This window comes from Sphingomonas trueperi (genome assembly GCF_040545665.1).
GTDB lineage: Bacteria > Pseudomonadota > Alphaproteobacteria > Sphingomonadales > Sphingomonadaceae > Sphingomonas > Sphingomonas trueperi_B.
Map to the genome: position 1 here is coordinate 1323206 of NZ_JBEPMH010000001.1, position 14313 is coordinate 1337518.

13 protein-coding genes are annotated in these 14313 nt (G+C 66.8%); 6 read left to right on the forward strand and 7 right to left on the reverse strand.

Going from position 1 to position 14313, the window contains the following annotated elements:
* Positions 1 to 115 precede the first annotated feature (115 nt).
* The 3 genes from ABIC65_RS06270 to gltB are packed head-to-tail and all read left to right on the forward strand — an operon-like array spanning position 116 to position 6871.
* The gene (locus ABIC65_RS06270) at positions 116 to 1582 is read left to right on the forward strand and encodes an NAD(P)-dependent oxidoreductase (RefSeq protein ID WP_354307532.1); all 1467 of its coding nucleotides are present in this window, start codon (positions 116 to 118) and stop codon (positions 1580 to 1582) included.
* Positions 1579 to 2301 carry a DUF2059 domain-containing protein gene (locus ABIC65_RS06275; protein ID WP_354307533.1) on the forward strand — a complete coding sequence of 241 codons (723 nt, stop codon included), beginning with the start codon at positions 1579 to 1581 and terminating at the stop codon, positions 2299 to 2301. The genes ABIC65_RS06270 and ABIC65_RS06275 overlap by 4 nt, the downstream gene beginning before the upstream one ends.
* A 49-nt stretch (positions 2302 to 2350) precedes the next feature.
* Positions 2351 to 6871, forward strand: coding sequence for a glutamate synthase large subunit (gene gltB / locus ABIC65_RS06280; protein ID WP_354307534.1), 4521 nt, complete (start codon positions 2351 to 2353; stop codon positions 6869 to 6871).
* 130 nt (positions 6872 to 7001) lie between these two features.
* Here the strand turns inward: gltB and ABIC65_RS06285 are convergent, their stop codons facing one another.
* The gene (locus ABIC65_RS06285; RefSeq protein ID WP_354307535.1) at positions 7002 to 7388 is read right to left on the reverse strand and encodes a type II toxin-antitoxin system VapC family toxin; all 387 of its coding nucleotides are present in this window, start codon (positions 7386 to 7388) and stop codon (positions 7002 to 7004) included.
* Positions 7385 to 7657, reverse strand: coding sequence for a type II toxin-antitoxin system VapB family antitoxin (locus tag ABIC65_RS06290; protein ID WP_354307537.1), 273 nt, complete (start codon positions 7655 to 7657; stop codon positions 7385 to 7387). Before ABIC65_RS06290 ends, ABIC65_RS06285 begins: the two co-directional genes overlap by 4 nt.
* 100 nt (positions 7658 to 7757) lie before the next feature.
* On the opposite strand from ABIC65_RS06290, the gene ABIC65_RS06295 reads away from it, so the two are divergent.
* Positions 7758 to 8429: a glutathione S-transferase family protein gene (locus ABIC65_RS06295; RefSeq protein WP_354307539.1), complete on the forward strand. Its 672-nt coding sequence runs from the start codon at positions 7758 to 7760 to the stop codon at positions 8427 to 8429.
* A gap of 58 nt (positions 8430 to 8487) precedes the next feature.
* Positions 8488 to 9102: a YbhB/YbcL family Raf kinase inhibitor-like protein gene (locus ABIC65_RS06300; protein WP_354307540.1), complete on the forward strand. Its 615-nt coding sequence runs from the start codon at positions 8488 to 8490 to the stop codon at positions 9100 to 9102.
* An 18-nt stretch (positions 9103 to 9120) separates the two neighbouring features.
* Here the strand turns inward: ABIC65_RS06300 and ABIC65_RS06305 are convergent, their stop codons facing one another.
* The 5 genes from ABIC65_RS06305 to ABIC65_RS06325 form a co-directional block, all read right to left on the reverse strand.
* The gene (locus tag ABIC65_RS06305) at positions 9121 to 9978 is read right to left on the reverse strand and encodes a glucose 1-dehydrogenase (protein ID WP_354307541.1); all 858 of its coding nucleotides are present in this window, start codon (positions 9976 to 9978) and stop codon (positions 9121 to 9123) included.
* A gap of 98 nt (positions 9979 to 10076) precedes the next feature.
* On the reverse strand, positions 10077 to 10205 hold the full coding sequence (locus ABIC65_RS06310) for a hypothetical protein (protein WP_294250972.1): 129 nt from the start codon (positions 10203 to 10205) through the stop codon (positions 10077 to 10079).
* Between the two features lie 270 nt (positions 10206 to 10475).
* On the reverse strand, positions 10476 to 11537 hold the full coding sequence (locus ABIC65_RS06315) for a GGDEF domain-containing protein (protein WP_354307542.1): 1062 nt from the start codon (positions 11535 to 11537) through the stop codon (positions 10476 to 10478).
* 255 nt (positions 11538 to 11792) lie between these two features.
* Entirely contained in the window at positions 11793 to 12344 is a 552-nt protein-coding gene (locus ABIC65_RS06320) for a peroxiredoxin (RefSeq protein ID WP_354307543.1), read from the reverse strand.
* 54 nt (positions 12345 to 12398) lie between these two features.
* Complete coding sequence (locus ABIC65_RS06325; protein WP_354307545.1) at positions 12399 to 13466, reverse strand: phospholipase A; 1068 nt, start codon at positions 13464 to 13466, stop codon at positions 12399 to 12401.
* Positions 13467 to 13530: 64 nt separating this feature from the next.
* Between ABIC65_RS06325 and hisN the strand changes: the two genes are divergently transcribed.
* Complete coding sequence (gene hisN, locus ABIC65_RS06330) at positions 13531 to 14313, forward strand: histidinol-phosphatase (protein ID WP_354307546.1); 783 nt, start codon at positions 13531 to 13533, stop codon at positions 14311 to 14313.

Here is a 14313-nt window from a genome sequence, read left to right on the forward strand (position 1 = left end):
CCGGACCTTTAGGGGCGGTATTTCTGCGCCTCCACTCCAGAAATTCGGGTTTTGAACCCATATAGGTAAGCATTGCTGTCTTTATCGTCGTGCCGCTCTCCTGTACGGGGACGGCATGGCTGACGATCCCATGCTCAAATTCGTCGGACGCCCGCAGGCGTATCCGGCCAAGCGCCCCGCCCAGCTGCGTGCGGAAGACTTTCGCGAGATCGCGGAACGCTATGCGGTGCCCGATGCGGAATCGCAGGCGGGCCGCTGCAGCCAGTGCGGCGTGCCCTATTGTTCGGTGCACTGCCCGCTCCACAACCATATCCCCGACTGGCTGCGCCTGACCGCCGAGGGGCGGCTGCGCGAGGCCTATCAGCTCTCCAACAGCACCTCGACCATGCCCGAGATCTGCGGCCGCATCTGCCCGCAGGACCGTCTGTGCGAAGGCAATTGCGTGATCGAATTCTCCGGCCACGGCGCGGTGACGATCGGCTCGGTCGAGAAGTTCATCACCGATACCGCCTGGGCCGAAGGCTGGGTGGAGCCGGTGCAGGTCGGCCGCGACCGCGGCCAGTCGGTCGGCATCATCGGGGCGGGCCCCGCGGGCCTGGCCGCCGCCGAATATCTGCGCGGCTATGGGTATGCCGTGCACGTCTATGATCGCTATGACCGCTCGGGCGGGCTGCTCACCTATGGCATCCCCGGCTTCAAGCTGGAGAAGGATGTGGTGATGCGCCGCGTCGACCGGCTGGAGCAGGCGGGCATCGTCTTCCACCGCAATTTCGAGGTCGGCCGCGACGCGACGCTGGGTGAACTCCGCCAGCGCCACGATTCGATCCTGGTCGCCACCGGCGTCTACAAGGCACGCGCTATCAAGGCGCCGGGCGTCGGCGCCAGGGGCGTGGTCGACGCGCTCGACTATCTGACCGCGTCGAACCGCAAGAATTTCGGCGATGCGGTGCCCGCCTATGACGATGGCAGCCTCAACGCGCTCGGCAAGCATGTCGTGGTCGTCGGCGGCGGAGACACCGCGATGGACTGCGTGCGCACCGCGATCCGCCAGGGCGCGGCCTCGGTGAAGTGCCTCTATCGCCGCGACCGGGCGAACATGCCGGGTTCGCAGCGCGAGGTCGCCAATGCCGAGGAGGAAGGCGTCGAGTTCGTCTGGCTCTCCGCGCCCGAGGCGTTCGAGGGAACCGAACAGGTGAGCGGCGTCCGTGCCTCCAAGATGCGCCTGGGCGCGCCGGACGCCTCGGGCCGCCGCGCGCCGGAAGTCGATCCGGGCGGGGCGCTGCAGATGCCGGCCGACCTCGTCATCAAGGCGCTCGGCTTCGAGCCCGAGGATCTGCCCAAGCTGTTCGGCGCCGAGGAACTGGGGGTCACCCGCTGGGGCACGTTGCGCACCGACGGCAAGACGATGATGACCAGCATGGACGGTGTGTTCGCCGCCGGCGACATCGTCCGCGGCGCGAGCCTCGTCGTCTGGGCGATCCGCGACGGCCGCGACGTGGCGGCGCACATGCATGCCTGGATGAAAGCGCACGCCAAGGCGCCTGCAGCCAAGATTGCGGTACGCGAGGAGAGCCTGGCATGAAGGTGATCGCCACCGCGCTGCTGCTCGCCGTCGCCAGCCCTGCGCTTGCGCAGGCCCAGTCTGCGGCGCCTGCACCCGCGGCCGCGCCCGATCCCGCGCGCCTCGCCGTCGCGCGCGAACTGGCCGACAAGCTGATTCCGCAGGGCATGTACCAGCGGATGATGGGCGAGAATTTCAATCGTATGATGGAGTCGATGGTCGGCTCCGCCGCGCAGATCCCGTTGCGCGACTTCGCGAAGATGGGCGGGATGAGCGAGGCGGACGTCGCCGCGCTCGGCCAGACCACGCTACGTGAGGTGATGGAGATCTATGATCCCTATTGGCAGGAACGCCAGCAGCGGATGATGCGCGCGATGATGGGCGAAATGGGCAAGCTGATGTCCACGCTCGAGCCCAAGGTGCGCGTCGCGCTCGCCCGAGCCTATGCGCGCGAATATACATTGCCCGAGCTGCAGGAGCTCCAGCGCTTCTTCGGGACGCCGGCGGGCAACCATTATGCACACAGCTCGATGGAGCTGATGATGGGGCCGGACATGACCCAGGCCATGGCCGAGGCGATGCCCGAGATCATGCAGCAGATGCCGGCGCTCGTGCAGGCCGCCCAGGCCGGCACCAAGGACCTGCCGCCGCCGCGCAAGGCCGAGGACCTCACGCCCGAGCAGCGCGAGAAGATCCTGAAGCTGCTCGGCAGCAAGGCCGAGCAGCCCGCTAAGAAGTAAGCACCGCGTCTCCCGAGAGGGTACGCGCGAACGAAGATCGAGGAAGACCATGGACGACATCAAGCTGGCCGCCGAGCGCGAGCGCCTTGCCCGCGAGGGCATGTACCGCCCCGAATATGAAGGCGATGCCTGCGGCGTGGGCATGGTCGCGGCGACCGACGGCCAGTCGTCGCGCCGCGTCGTCCAGTCGGCGATCGATGCGCTGAAGGCCGTTTGGCACCGCGGCGCCGTAGATGCCGACGGCAAGACCGGCGACGGCGCCGGCCTCCATGTCGATCTGCCGCTGCGCTTCTTCGACGAGCAAATCGTCGGCAGCGGCCACCGCGTGCTGCCGAACCGCCTCGCCGTCGGCATGATCTTCCTGCCGCGCACCGACCTCGGCGCGCAGGAGACCTGCCGCACCATCGTCGAGAGCGAGATCATCGAGGCGGGCTACACCATCTATGGCTGGCGCCAGGTGCCGGTCGACGTGTCGGTCATCGGCATGAAGGCACAGGCGACCCGCCCCGAGATCGAGCAGATCATGATCGCCGGCCCGCAGCCGGACGCGATGGATGCCGCCGAGTTCGAGCGCCAGCTCTACCTGATCCGCCGCCGCATCGAGAAGCGGGTGATCGCGGCCCAGGTCGGCGGCTTCTACATCTGCTCGCTGTCGTGCCGCTCGATCATCTACAAGGGCCTGTTCCTCGCGGAGTCGCTGTCCGACTTCTATCCGGACCTCAAGGATTCGCGCTTCGAGAGCCGCGTCGCGATCTTCCACCAGCGCTATTCGACCAACACTTTCCCGCAATGGTGGCTGGCGCAGCCGTTCCGCTGCCTCGCGCACAACGGCGAGATCAACACGATCCGCGGCAACCAGAACTGGATGCGCAGCCACGAGATCAAGATGGCGAGCATCGCGTTCGGCGAGCAGAGCGAGGACATTAAGCCGGTGATCCCGGCGGGCGCATCGGACACCGCCGCGCTCGATGCGGTGTTCGAGGCGATCTGCCGCTCGGGCCGCGATGCGCCCACCGCCAAGCTGATGCTGGTGCCGGAGGCTTGGCAGCAGGATGAGGACACCCCGCCGACGCACGCCGCGATGTACCAGTATCTCGCCAGCGTGATGGAGCCGTGGGACGGCCCCGCCGCGCTCGCGATGACCGATGGCCGCTGGGCGGTCGCCGGCATGGACCGCAACGCGCTGCGCCCGCTGCGCTATACCCAGACCTCGGACGGGCTGCTGATCGTCGGCTCGGAGACCGGCATGGTGCCGGTGCCGGAGGCGAATGTCGTCGCCAAGGGCCGGCTCGGGCCGGGCGAGATGATCGCGGTGGACCTCGACGAGGGCAAGCTGCTCCACGACCGGGCGATCAAGGACCAGATCGCGAGCGAGGCCGATTACGGGTCGATGGTGCAGGGCTTTCTGTCGATCGACGACCTGCCCGCAGCACCTGCGGAATCCTACTACGACCGCGCCGAGCTCTCGCGCCGGCAGGTCGCCGCCGGGCAGACGCTGGAGGACATGGAGCTGATCCTCGCGCCGATGGTCGAGACCGCCAAGGAAGCGATCGGCTCGATGGGCGATGACACGCCGCTCGCGGTGATCTCGTTCAAGTCACGACTGATCAGCCAGTTCTTCCGGCAGAATTTCAGCCAGGTCACCAACCCGCCGATCGATCCGCTGCGCGAGCGCTACGTGATGTCGCTCAAGACGCGGTTCGGCAACCTCGCCAACATCCTCGACAATGAGGGTGCGGGGAGCCCGGTGCTGGTGCTGGAGAGCCCGGTGCTCACCAATGCCGACTGGCACCGGCTGCGCGCGCATTTCGGTGCGAATGCCGCCGAGATCGATTGCACCTTCCCGGCCGACGGCGATCCCGAATCGCTCAAGCTTGCGATCAAGCGCATCCGGCACGAGGCTGAGCAGGCGGTCCGCGCCGGCTGCACCGAGCTGTTCCTCACCGACGAGCATAGTGGCCCGGACAAGGCCGCGATCGCCGGTGTGCTGGCAGCGGCGGCGGTGCACACGCACCTCGTCCGTCGCGGCCTGCGCTCCTATGCCAGCGTCAACGTCCGAACCGCCGAGTGCCTCGACACCCATTATTATGCGGTGCTGATCGGCGTCGGCGCGACGACGGTGAACGCCTATCTGGCCGAAGCCGCGATCGCCGATCGCCACGCGCGCGGCCTGTTCGGCGACATCAGCCTCGCCGACTGCCTCAAGCGTCACCGCAAGGCCATCGACGAGGGGCTGCTCAAGATTCTGTCGAAGATGGGCATCGCGGTGATCAGCTCCTATCGCGGCGGCTACAACTTCGAGGCGGTGGGTCTCAGCCGTGCGCTGGTGAACGACCTGTTCCCCGGCATGCCGGCCAAGATCTCGGGCGAAGGCTATGCCTCGCTCCACCTCTCGGCGATGATGCGCCACGATGCGGCCTATGATGCGGGCATCGCGACGCTGCCGGTGGGCGGTTTCTACCGCCAGCGTTCGGGTGGCGAGGCGCATGCCTATTCGGCGCAGCTGATGCACCAGCTGCAGACCGCAGTCTCCAACGACAGCTATTCGAGCTACCTCGCCTTCGCGCGCGGGGTGCGGGATCTGCCGCCGGTCTATCTGCGCGATCTGCTCGAGTTCAACTTCCCCGAAAGCGGCGTGCCGATCGATCAGGTCGAGGCGATCACCGAGATCCGCAAGCGCTTCGTGACGCCGGGCATGTCGCTGGGCGCGCTCAGTCCCGAGGCGCACGAGACGCTGGCGATCGCGATGAACCGGATCGGCGCGCGCGCCGTCTCGGGCGAGGGCGGCGAGGATTCGGCGCGCTACAAGCCCTATGAGAATGGCGACAACGCCAACTCGTCGATCAAGCAGGTCGCCTCGGGCCGATTCGGCGTGACGGCGGAATATCTCAACGCCTGCGACGAGATCGAGATCAAGGTGGCCCAGGGCGCCAAGCCCGGCGAGGGCGGGCAGCTGCCCGGCTTCAAGGTCACCGAGTTCATCGCCAAGCTGCGCCATGCGACCCCGGGCGTCACGTTGATCTCGCCGCCGCCGCACCACGACATCTATTCGATCGAGGATCTGGCGCAGCTGATCTACGATCTGAAGCAGATCAATCCGCGCGCGCGGGTGTGCGTGAAGCTGGTCAGCTCGGCCGGCATCGGCACCGTCGCGGCGGGCGTGGCTAAGGCACACGCCGACGTGATCCTGGTCGCCGGCCACAATGGCGGCACCGGCGCGTCGCCCTTCACCTCGATCAAGTACGCGGGCACGCCCTGGGAAATGGGCCTGTCCGAGGTCAACCAGACGCTGACGCTCAATGGGCTTCGCGGCCGCATCAAGCTGCGCACCGATGGCGGGCTGAAGACCGGGCGTGACATCGTCATCGCCGCGATCCTCGGCGCCGAGGAATTCGGCATCGGCACGCTGAGCCTGGTGGCGATGGGCTGCATCATGGTCCGCCAGTGCCATTCGAACACCTGCCCGGTGGGCGTCTGCACCCAGGACGAGAAGCTGCGCGCCAAGTTCGTCGGCACGCCCGAAAAGGTCATCAACCTGATGACCTTCATCGCCGAGGAAGTGCGCGAGATCCTCGCCAAGCTCGGCTTCAAGAGCCTCGACGAAGTGATCGGCCGCACCGAGCTGCTCCGCCAGGTCAGCCGCGGCGCCGAGCATCTCGACGATCTCGACCTCAACCCGATCCTCGCCAAGGTGGATGCGGACGATGCCGAGCGGCGCTTCAGCCTCAGCACCTTCCGCAATGACGTGCCGGACAGCCTCGACGCGCAGATGATCAAGGATGCCGCCCCGGTGTTCGCGCGCGGCGAGAAGATGCAGCTCACCTATTCGGTGCGCAACACCCACCGCGCGGTGGGCACGCGGCTCTCGTCCGAGGTGACCAACACGTTCGGCATGTCGACGCTGCAGGATGGGCACGTCCATGTCCGATTGCGCGGCTCGGCGGGGCAGTCGCTCGGCGCGTTCCTTTGCAAGGGCATCACGCTCGAGGTGTTCGGCGATGCCAACGACTATGTCGGCAAGGGTCTTTCGGGCGGCGTCATCGTCGTGCGGCCGATGGTCAGCTCGCCGATCGAATCGTGGAACAACACGATCATCGGTAACACCGTGCTCTACGGTGCCACGTCGGGCCGGCTGTTCGCCGCGGGCCAGGCGGGCGAGCGCTTCGCGGTGCGCAACTCGGGCGCGGACGTGGTGGTCGAGGGCTGCGGCGCGAACGGCTGCGAATACATGACCGGCGGCACCGCGGTGGTGCTGGGCCGGGTGGGCATGAACTTCGGCGCGGGCATGACCGGCGGCATGGCGTTCGTCTACGATATCGACGGCAGCTTCGAGCGCCACGCCAACCCGGAGAACATCACCTGGAACCGGCTCGCCTCGAGCCACTGGGAAGCCAAGCTCCGCGCGCTGGTCGAAGCGCATGCCGAGGAGACCGACAGCAAATGGTCGAAGGGCCTGCTGGAGGACTGGGACCGCGAAGTGGGCAAGTTCTGGCAGGTGGTGCCGAAGGAAATGCTCACCCGGCTGCCGCACCCGCTCAACGACACCGTCGAGGCGGTGGCGGCGGAGTGATAGGATGGAGGTGGGGATCGTTCCCCACCTTGGTCATCCCGGCGAAAGCCGGGATCCATTCGCCGGTCGCTCGCGGCAGCAGCCGAGACGGAGGCCCCAATGGATTCCGGCTTTCGCCGGAATGACGCAGTTACAGCGCGGCGACGATGTCGGTATGGCGGAAGTCGTCGCCCTTGAAGAGCAGCGGACAATCCGCCAGCGCTGCGACCGCATAGGCCATGCAGTCGCCATAGTTCAGGCGGGCGGGGCGTCCGCCGAAGCGGGTGAGCGTCTCGATCGCGATCTGCCCATGCTCTCCGGTCCAAGGCACGATCTCGATCGTCGGCAGGCGCAGCAGCCGATCGGCCGCTGGGAGAAAGGCAGGCCCCTTCTGGCGTAGCACTACCAGCCGGAACTCGAACGCGGTCGGCGCCCCGAGCAGCACATGATCAGGCGTGGCAATCGCGCGGAGAAATGCCTCGGCCTGGGCCTCGTCCTGCAGGATCGCCATCAGTGCCGAGGTATCGACCGCGATCACATGGGCAAGCCGTCCTTGTCGTACAGCATCGAGTCGGGATCGCGCGGGTCCAGCGTCGGCATCGCGGTGTAGGCTTGGCGTACTTCGCGGGCGACCTCACGATAGGCCTTCAGCCGCTGCTCCGCATCCGGATCGGCAACGGGCTCACCGCTTCGCCGCAAAGCGTCGCTGACCGCCATCCGGATCGCCGTGGTGTAGCTGACCCCCTTGGCGCGCGCGTAGCGGCGTACCAGCCGGTCGGTCTCTTCGTCCTTGATGCTGAGCGCCATTGGAGCGGCTCCGTTCTAGAATGCCCTTCAAAATATAGAATTGCCGCCATCGGCACAACGAGTCTTCCCCGCCCCATTTCCGCTGCTTATGGCTTTCCCCATGTGGCAGCTCCTTCAATTCCCGCTCTGTCCCTTCTCGCGCAAGGTCCGGCTTCTGCTGGGCGAGAAGGGCATCGCCTATGAGCCGGTGCGCGAATCGCCGTGGCAGCGGCGCGACGAGTTCCTCGATATCAACCCCACCGGCCAGACCCCGGTGATGATCGATGCCGAGCGCCACGTGACGCTGATCGACTCCACCGTGATCTGCGAGTTCTTCGAGGAGACGGTGAGCAAGAACGCGCTGCTCAACGGCTCGGCGGTCGATCGCGCCGAGATCCGCCGGCTGGTGGTGTGGTTCGACAACAATTTCTACAGCGACATCACCGCACCGCTGCTCCACGAGCGGATGATCAAGCGCATCGTCTATCGCCAGCCGCCCGACGCCAAGGTGCTGCGCGATGCGATGAAGGCTGCGGTCGGCCATCTCGATTATATCGATTACCTGCTCGACCACCGCACCTGGCTGGCCGGTGCTACGATGAGCCTTGCCGACATCACCGCGGCGGCGCAGATTTCGGTGGCCGACTATCTGGGCGGCATCGACTGGAAGAGCCACGAGCTCGCCAAGCGCTGGTATATCGGGATGAAGAGCCGCCCGAGCTTCCGCCAGCTGCTCGCCGAGCGGATGGAGGGAATCACGCCGCCGGCCGATTACGAGAAACTCGACCTGTAAAAGGCGGGATAATCGCGGGGTCCGGCGCGTTTGGCTGCCAAACGGGAGAGAGTCCGCGATGCTCGAACATATACCGCACTGGTTGGGAAGCGCGCTCAAGGGCCTGCGCGCCGGCGCCAACAAGCTGGCGATTGTCCAGCCCGAACTCGGCAGCTTCGAGGTGCTCCACCTCGCCAGTCCGGCGTTCGCGAACGGCGGCCGCTTGCCCGAACGCTTCACCGCGGACGGCGAGGGTGTGTCCCCGCCGCTGTTCTGGACGGGGGTGCCCGAAGGCACCGAATGCCTGGCCCTGATCGTCGAGGATCCGGATGCGCCGGCACCCCAGCCGCTGGTCCATGCGGTGATCTGGGGGCTGCCGGTAGACGGCGACCTGAAGGAAGGCGCGATCCGCGCCGACGGGGCTGGCGATGCCGAGGGCAAGGATGTCGGTCGCAACAGCTTCCTGGGCGAAGGCTGGCTTCCGCCCGATCCGCCGACCGGCCATGGCCCGCACAATTATGCCTTCCAGCTGTTCGCGCTCGGCGGCGGGTGCGAGATCGGCGAGAATCCCGGCCGCAGCGCGCTGGTCAAGGCGATGGCGGGGCATGTGCTCGCCGCCGGGCTGCTCACCGGCGTCTATTCGCGCGGCGAGGAAGCCCCGACGGGGCTCGTCGGCGAGACCGCGCCGGTCTGAGACCGGCGCGGGCGCCGTTCAGCCGTTGACGACGGTGCCGCCGTTCGGATGGAGCACCTGGCCCGACATGTAGCTCGAATCCTCGCAGGCGAGGAACAGGAAGGCCGGTGCGACTTCGTTGGGCTGGCCCGGCCGGCCCATCGGCACGCTCTCGCCGAAATGTTCGAGCTTTTCAGGGGAAGCGCCGCCGCTGGGGTTGAGCGGCGTCCAGATCGGGCCGGGCGCCACCGCGTTCACGCGGATGCCCTTCTCGATCAGGTTCATCGACAGGCTGCGGGTGAAGGCGGTGATGGCACCCTTGGTGGCGCTATAGTCGAGCAGCTCGGGTTCGCCCTGGTACATCGTCACCGAGGTGCAGTTGACGATCGCGGCGCCCTTCTTGAGGTGCGGCGCGGCGGCCTGGACCAGGAAGAACATCCCGAAGATGTTGGTCTGGAAGGTGCGCCGGAGCTGCTGCTCGCTGATGTCGACGATATCCTTGTCGGGGTGCTGCTCGCCGGCGTTGTTGACGAGGATGTCGATCCGGCCGAACGCGGCGATCACCTTCTGGACGGCTTCCTCGCAGAATGCCTTGTCGCCGACGTCGCCGGCGATGGTGATCGCGCGGCGCCCCTCGGCGCGAACCGCCTCCGCGGTATCCTCGGCATCCCGGTGCTCGTTCAGATAGACGATGGCGACATCGGCGCCTTCGCGGGCGTAGAGCGCGGCGACCGCGCGGCCGATCCCGCTGTCGGCGCCGGTGACGATGGCCACCTTGTCCTTCAGTCGATCCGATCCGCGATAGCGCGGCTGCCATTGCGGCTTGGGATCGAGGGAGCGCTCCTCACCGGGGAGCGCATCCTCGTGGACTCGGTCAATGATATGCTGGTCGGACATCGGCACGGCTCCTGGGATCTTGGGGAGGGGTGCCGAAAGAACCGGGCGCAGGGGGCCCAAGTTCCGGATAAAAGGGGCCGCCGGGGCGGCCGGCAGGGTCAGCCGAGGAGGCTGGAGCCCTGCAGGCCGCTGCCGAGGATCATCACCGTGGTGATGCCGAACGACGCGACGCCGATGAGAAAGCTGCGGAACATGCTGATCTTCTCCATGGGTGCGAGCGCGATCATGCGACCGGGATCACGGGCGTGGAGAACAGGACGAGCGCGGCGGTGAGCAGGACGGCGGCGCTGACGGCAACGGTCTGGTGCAGCGAAACGAGACGAGCGGTCATGGTAGATACTCCCTGTGGTTCGGCTGGCGGACCATCCGGCGGCCGATGCCAGCAGTTTTGCAGGGAGCGTGCCAACTTAGCTAAGTAACTGTAAATGCTGAAATGTGCGGATCACGTCCAGGCGAAATTGGCGCCGAATGCCAAGTTGATCGGCGAAAATTGCCATTCAGCGGCGAAAATCGCTAATATCAAAGGTGCCCATCTTTACCCGGTTGCGACCCTCGTTTTTCGCGAGGTACAAAAGCCGGTCGGCGCGGTGGAACGCCGTCTGGTGCATCTCGCCGGGTTCTACGGGCGTCAGACCGGCAGAGAAGGTGATTTCCCCTAAAGGCGCATCATTGTCGCGCAGCTTGTAGCGCTTCGTCTGCACCGTCCCACGGGCATGCTCCAGCACGGCGCGGGCCGCCTCGATGGGCACGTTGGTGAACAGGATGGCGAACTCCTCCCCGCCATAGCGCGTAACCAAATGCCCATGGCAGCATTCGCTCAGCGCGTCGGCGATCACGCGCAGCACGCGGTCTCCCACGGCGTGACCGAAGCGGTCATTGACCGACTTGAAATGGTCGATGTCACACACCGCCACGCACATGCGACCGCCGATCGCCTCCTGTGCGGCGAAGGCCTCTTCGAAGGCCCGGCGGTTGGGCAACTGGGTGAGCGGGTCGCGCCGCGCATTGTCGCGCGCTTCTTCCAGCTTCTCGCGCAGGTCGTTGGCCTCGCGCGTGGTGGTTTCCAGCTTCTCTTCGGCGACGCGGATGCGATCGAGCATGGCGGCGGTGATGCGCACGACGTCATCGCCCCCCTCCGGTGCGTCGCTGCCGGTGGACATCGCTTCGGCGCTCGCCGCCAGGTCCCGGCCGAAATCGGCGGTTTCGGCGCGCATGGCCGTGACCATGTCGGCAAAGCCTTCGACCTGCATCTGGGTGCGCGCGACCAGCCCTTCGGCACGCGCTTTCAGGTCGGCATGACACTGCTGTGGCTCGTCGGGGCCATGATCGGCGGTGAGCGTCTGGATATCGCGCGGGGTGATCCGTACCCCGCGCTCCGTGATCAACTCGACTGCGCGGGCAAGCGCGTCGTCGGGTTCGGTGAACAGCCGGTGGACGAAGGCGTAGTTGGTCGGCGTCGGTGCCAGCCTCTGGTCGAGAAGGAACGCGCCGATCCGCTCGAAGAGCGCTCGGCCTTCGTCCCCCTCCATCTCTGAACGAATGGCACGCGCGATGCGCATACGCTCCTAAACCCCCGTGCAAATCACGGCATGACGGCCGCTATGTTGCGCACAAGGAATAAGCGGAGAGTGCTAATATCTGGTTGCCGCTGGGTTCATCCTGAACGCACGCACGGCGGATCGGTTCTGGGTGCCCATACTTTATAGCAGGAATTCAGCCGCTTGGTGCGGAACGACAGGCATTTCGCACCGATGCGGAGGATTAACGCCCCCGGATCGATGCGAAGAAAGTCCCTTGGCAGCCCCGGCTGCGCGTCAGTTCCGGTGAGTCGCGCGGTACTTCTGGACCGCGGCGAGGGTGAGTCGGATATGGTCGGCCGGGTTCGGATCCGAATGGACGAACAGCACCTTGCCGTCGGGCGCGATCACATAGCTGGTGCGGCTGGTGAACTTGGCGACGGTGCCGTCCGGCTTCTTGGCGGCCACGTCATAGCCGGCAGCGACCTCCGGCGTGGCAGCGGCGACGGCGAACTTGCCCGCGCAATACTGGCTGCTGAACTGCTCGAGCTGGTCGACATTGCCGGCGGTCATGCCGATCACGGTAGCGCCCGCCTTGGTGAAATCGGGGAGCGCCTCGGCAAAGGCATGCGCCTCGGCATTGCAGCCCGAGGTGAAGGCGGCCGGGAAGAAGTAGAGCACGACCGGCCCCTTCTTGAGCGCGGCCTTGAGGTCGACGGTGATCGGCTTGCCGGCCACTGCGCCCTTGGCGGTGAACACGGGCGCTTTCGCACCGGTGGTGAGCGACGCATTCGCCGGCATCATGGCGAAGGGCAGGGCAAGGGCGGCAAGGGCGAGTTTCAGGCGCATATCAATCTCCCTCAGGTAATTGGCTTTGTGTCTACGCCACCCGGCGCGCGGCGGCTAGCGGGTGAAGGCGATGCCGATCCGCGCGTGCGTGTCGTTGACGTTGTAGCGGTCTAGCGCTTCGCCATAGCCGGTGAATGCCTGTCCGAAGAGGTAAATGCCCAAGCCCCCTCCCAGCCGGCGCAGCGGATAGGAGACGAAGGCTTCGGCCGCGCCATGCCCGGTCTTCACATTGCCGCGCGCGGTGAGGGCGAGCTTGATGCCGTCCCTCTGCGCGATCGAGGCGGCGAGCGCGGTATAGCCGTAATAGTCCTTCATGTCGTGGAAGGTACCGCTGCTGCCGACATAGAACCAGGCTTGCGGCGCGACATCGACCCGCCAGTCGCCGCCCAGGTCGAACGTCTTTTCGCCGCGGACGAAGATGCGGTTGATGTCGACAGAGTCGGTTTCGCCGCGGCCGTTCGAGTCGTGTCGCCAGCCGAGCGCCACCCGCGTCGTCTCGTCGACCGGCACGTCGGCATAGAGTTCCGGGCTGTAATTGGTCGAGCGGAACGGGCCCGAGGGCTCGTTCAGCGCCCAGAACATCGTCTGGGTATAGGCGAAGCGGAGATTGCCGAGCTGGAGCGGCGCGTCCTCGGCAAAGGGGCGGACCGCGAAGCTGACCTGCACCTTGCCGCCCGCATCGTCGGTGCCGAAGGCGCCGTAGATCGGCTCGTGCGGCTCGAACCGGGCGAGCAGCCCGCTCGAGCTGGCGGTGGAGCTCTGCACGACCATTTCCTGCTCGGGCATCTCGGCCGCCTTGTGCTGCGCAGCCGGCGGCACAGCGACGCCGGCGACGCCCACCGGCACGTAGCGCGCCTTGGCGAAGCCGTGCGCGGCGATGGTTGGCGTGGGGCCGGGGGTACGCTCCAGCATCAGCCGGGTGCCGTCGGCGGCGGTGATCTCGATCTGGCGGGGGCCGGCATCGGCGATCGGCGCCTCGCCCTCGTTGACCAGGAACACCTCGACGCCGCGCAGCGCCGCCTGTTCGGAGGCGGGTTGGGCCGGCACCGCGCGGACCTGCGCCAGCGCAGGCAGGGCGACGAAGCTCAAGCCGAGCAGGGGAAGAGCGGCGATACCACGCATAAACCGCGAAGTGGCAGGCGTTTGTGACCTTGGCGAGTCAAATTCGGCCCGGTAGGGCTGGGGCATGGCCGTTTCCCAAACCGACATCGCGCTTGCCGCCCGCCTCGCCGACGCCGCCGGCGCCGCGATCCGCCCCTATTTCCGCGCCGAACACGGCGTCGAGGCGAAGGAAGACCAGTCGCCGGTCACCCTCGCCGATCGCGCCGGCGAGGAGGCGATGCGCAAGCTGCTGATCGCCGAGCGGCCGATGGACGGCATCATCGGCGAGGAATTCGGCGTCCGCGAAGGCACCAGCGGCCGGCAGTGGGTGCTCGATCCGATCGACGGCACCCGTGCCTTCATCGCCGGGCGACCGGTGTTCGGCACGCTGATCGCGCTGGTCGACGATGGCTGGCCGGTGCTGGGCGTGATCGACCAGCCGATCATCAACGAGCGCTGGCTGGGCGTGACCGGTCGCCAGACGCTGTTCAATGGCAAGCCCGCCACCACCCGCATCTGCCGCGAGCTGAACCAGGCGATCCTCGCCACCACCTCGCCCGCGCTGTTTGACAACGGCCAGCTCCACGCCTTCGAGCATCTCGACGCCAAGGTGATGAGCACGGTGCTCGGCGGCGACTGCTATAATTATGGCTGCGTGGCGAGCGGCTGGCTCGACATCGTCGTCGAGGCAGGCCTCAAGCTGCACGACTTCGCCGCGCTGGTGCCGGTGATCGAAGGCGCGGGCGGACGGATGTGCGACTGGCAGGGCGATCCGCTCCACGCCGGCAGCAACGGCGAAGTGATTGCGGCGGGCGACCCCGCGCGGATCGACGATATCCTCGAAGCGATGGACTGCCGGGGGCACTAA

What these genes read in the sequence shown, in the direction of transcription:
- ABIC65_RS06295 (WP_354307539.1), top strand. Translation starts at nt 7,758, where the DNA reads ATGTGGCAGCTCCTTCAATTCCCGCTCTGTCCCTTCTCGCGCAAGGTC.
- ABIC65_RS06310 (WP_294250972.1), bottom strand. Translation starts at nt 10,205, where the DNA reads ATGATCGCGCTCGCACCCATGGAGAAGATCAGCATGTTCCGCAGCTTT.
- ABIC65_RS06270 (WP_354307532.1), top strand. Translation starts at nt 116, where the DNA reads ATGGCTGACGATCCCATGCTCAAATTCGTCGGACGCCCGCAGGCGTAT.
- hisN (WP_354307546.1), top strand. Translation starts at nt 13,531, where the DNA reads ATGGCCGTTTCCCAAACCGACATCGCGCTTGCCGCCCGCCTCGCCGAC.
- ABIC65_RS06290 (WP_354307537.1), bottom strand. Translation starts at nt 7,657, where the DNA reads ATGGCGCTCAGCATCAAGGACGAAGAGACCGACCGGCTGGTACGCCGC.
- ABIC65_RS06275 (WP_354307533.1), top strand. Translation starts at nt 1,579, where the DNA reads ATGAAGGTGATCGCCACCGCGCTGCTGCTCGCCGTCGCCAGCCCTGCG.
- ABIC65_RS06315 (WP_354307542.1), bottom strand. Translation starts at nt 11,537, where the DNA reads ATGCGCATCGCGCGTGCCATTCGTTCAGAGATGGAGGGGGACGAAGGC.
- gltB (WP_354307534.1), top strand. Translation starts at nt 2,351, where the DNA reads ATGGACGACATCAAGCTGGCCGCCGAGCGCGAGCGCCTTGCCCGCGAG.
- ABIC65_RS06305 (WP_354307541.1), bottom strand. Translation starts at nt 9,978, where the DNA reads ATGTCCGACCAGCATATCATTGACCGAGTCCACGAGGATGCGCTCCCC.
- ABIC65_RS06325 (WP_354307545.1), bottom strand. Translation starts at nt 13,466, where the DNA reads ATGCGTGGTATCGCCGCTCTTCCCCTGCTCGGCTTGAGCTTCGTCGCC.
- ABIC65_RS06320 (WP_354307543.1), bottom strand. Translation starts at nt 12,344, where the DNA reads ATGCGCCTGAAACTCGCCCTTGCCGCCCTTGCCCTGCCCTTCGCCATG.
- ABIC65_RS06300 (WP_354307540.1), top strand. Translation starts at nt 8,488, where the DNA reads ATGCTCGAACATATACCGCACTGGTTGGGAAGCGCGCTCAAGGGCCTG.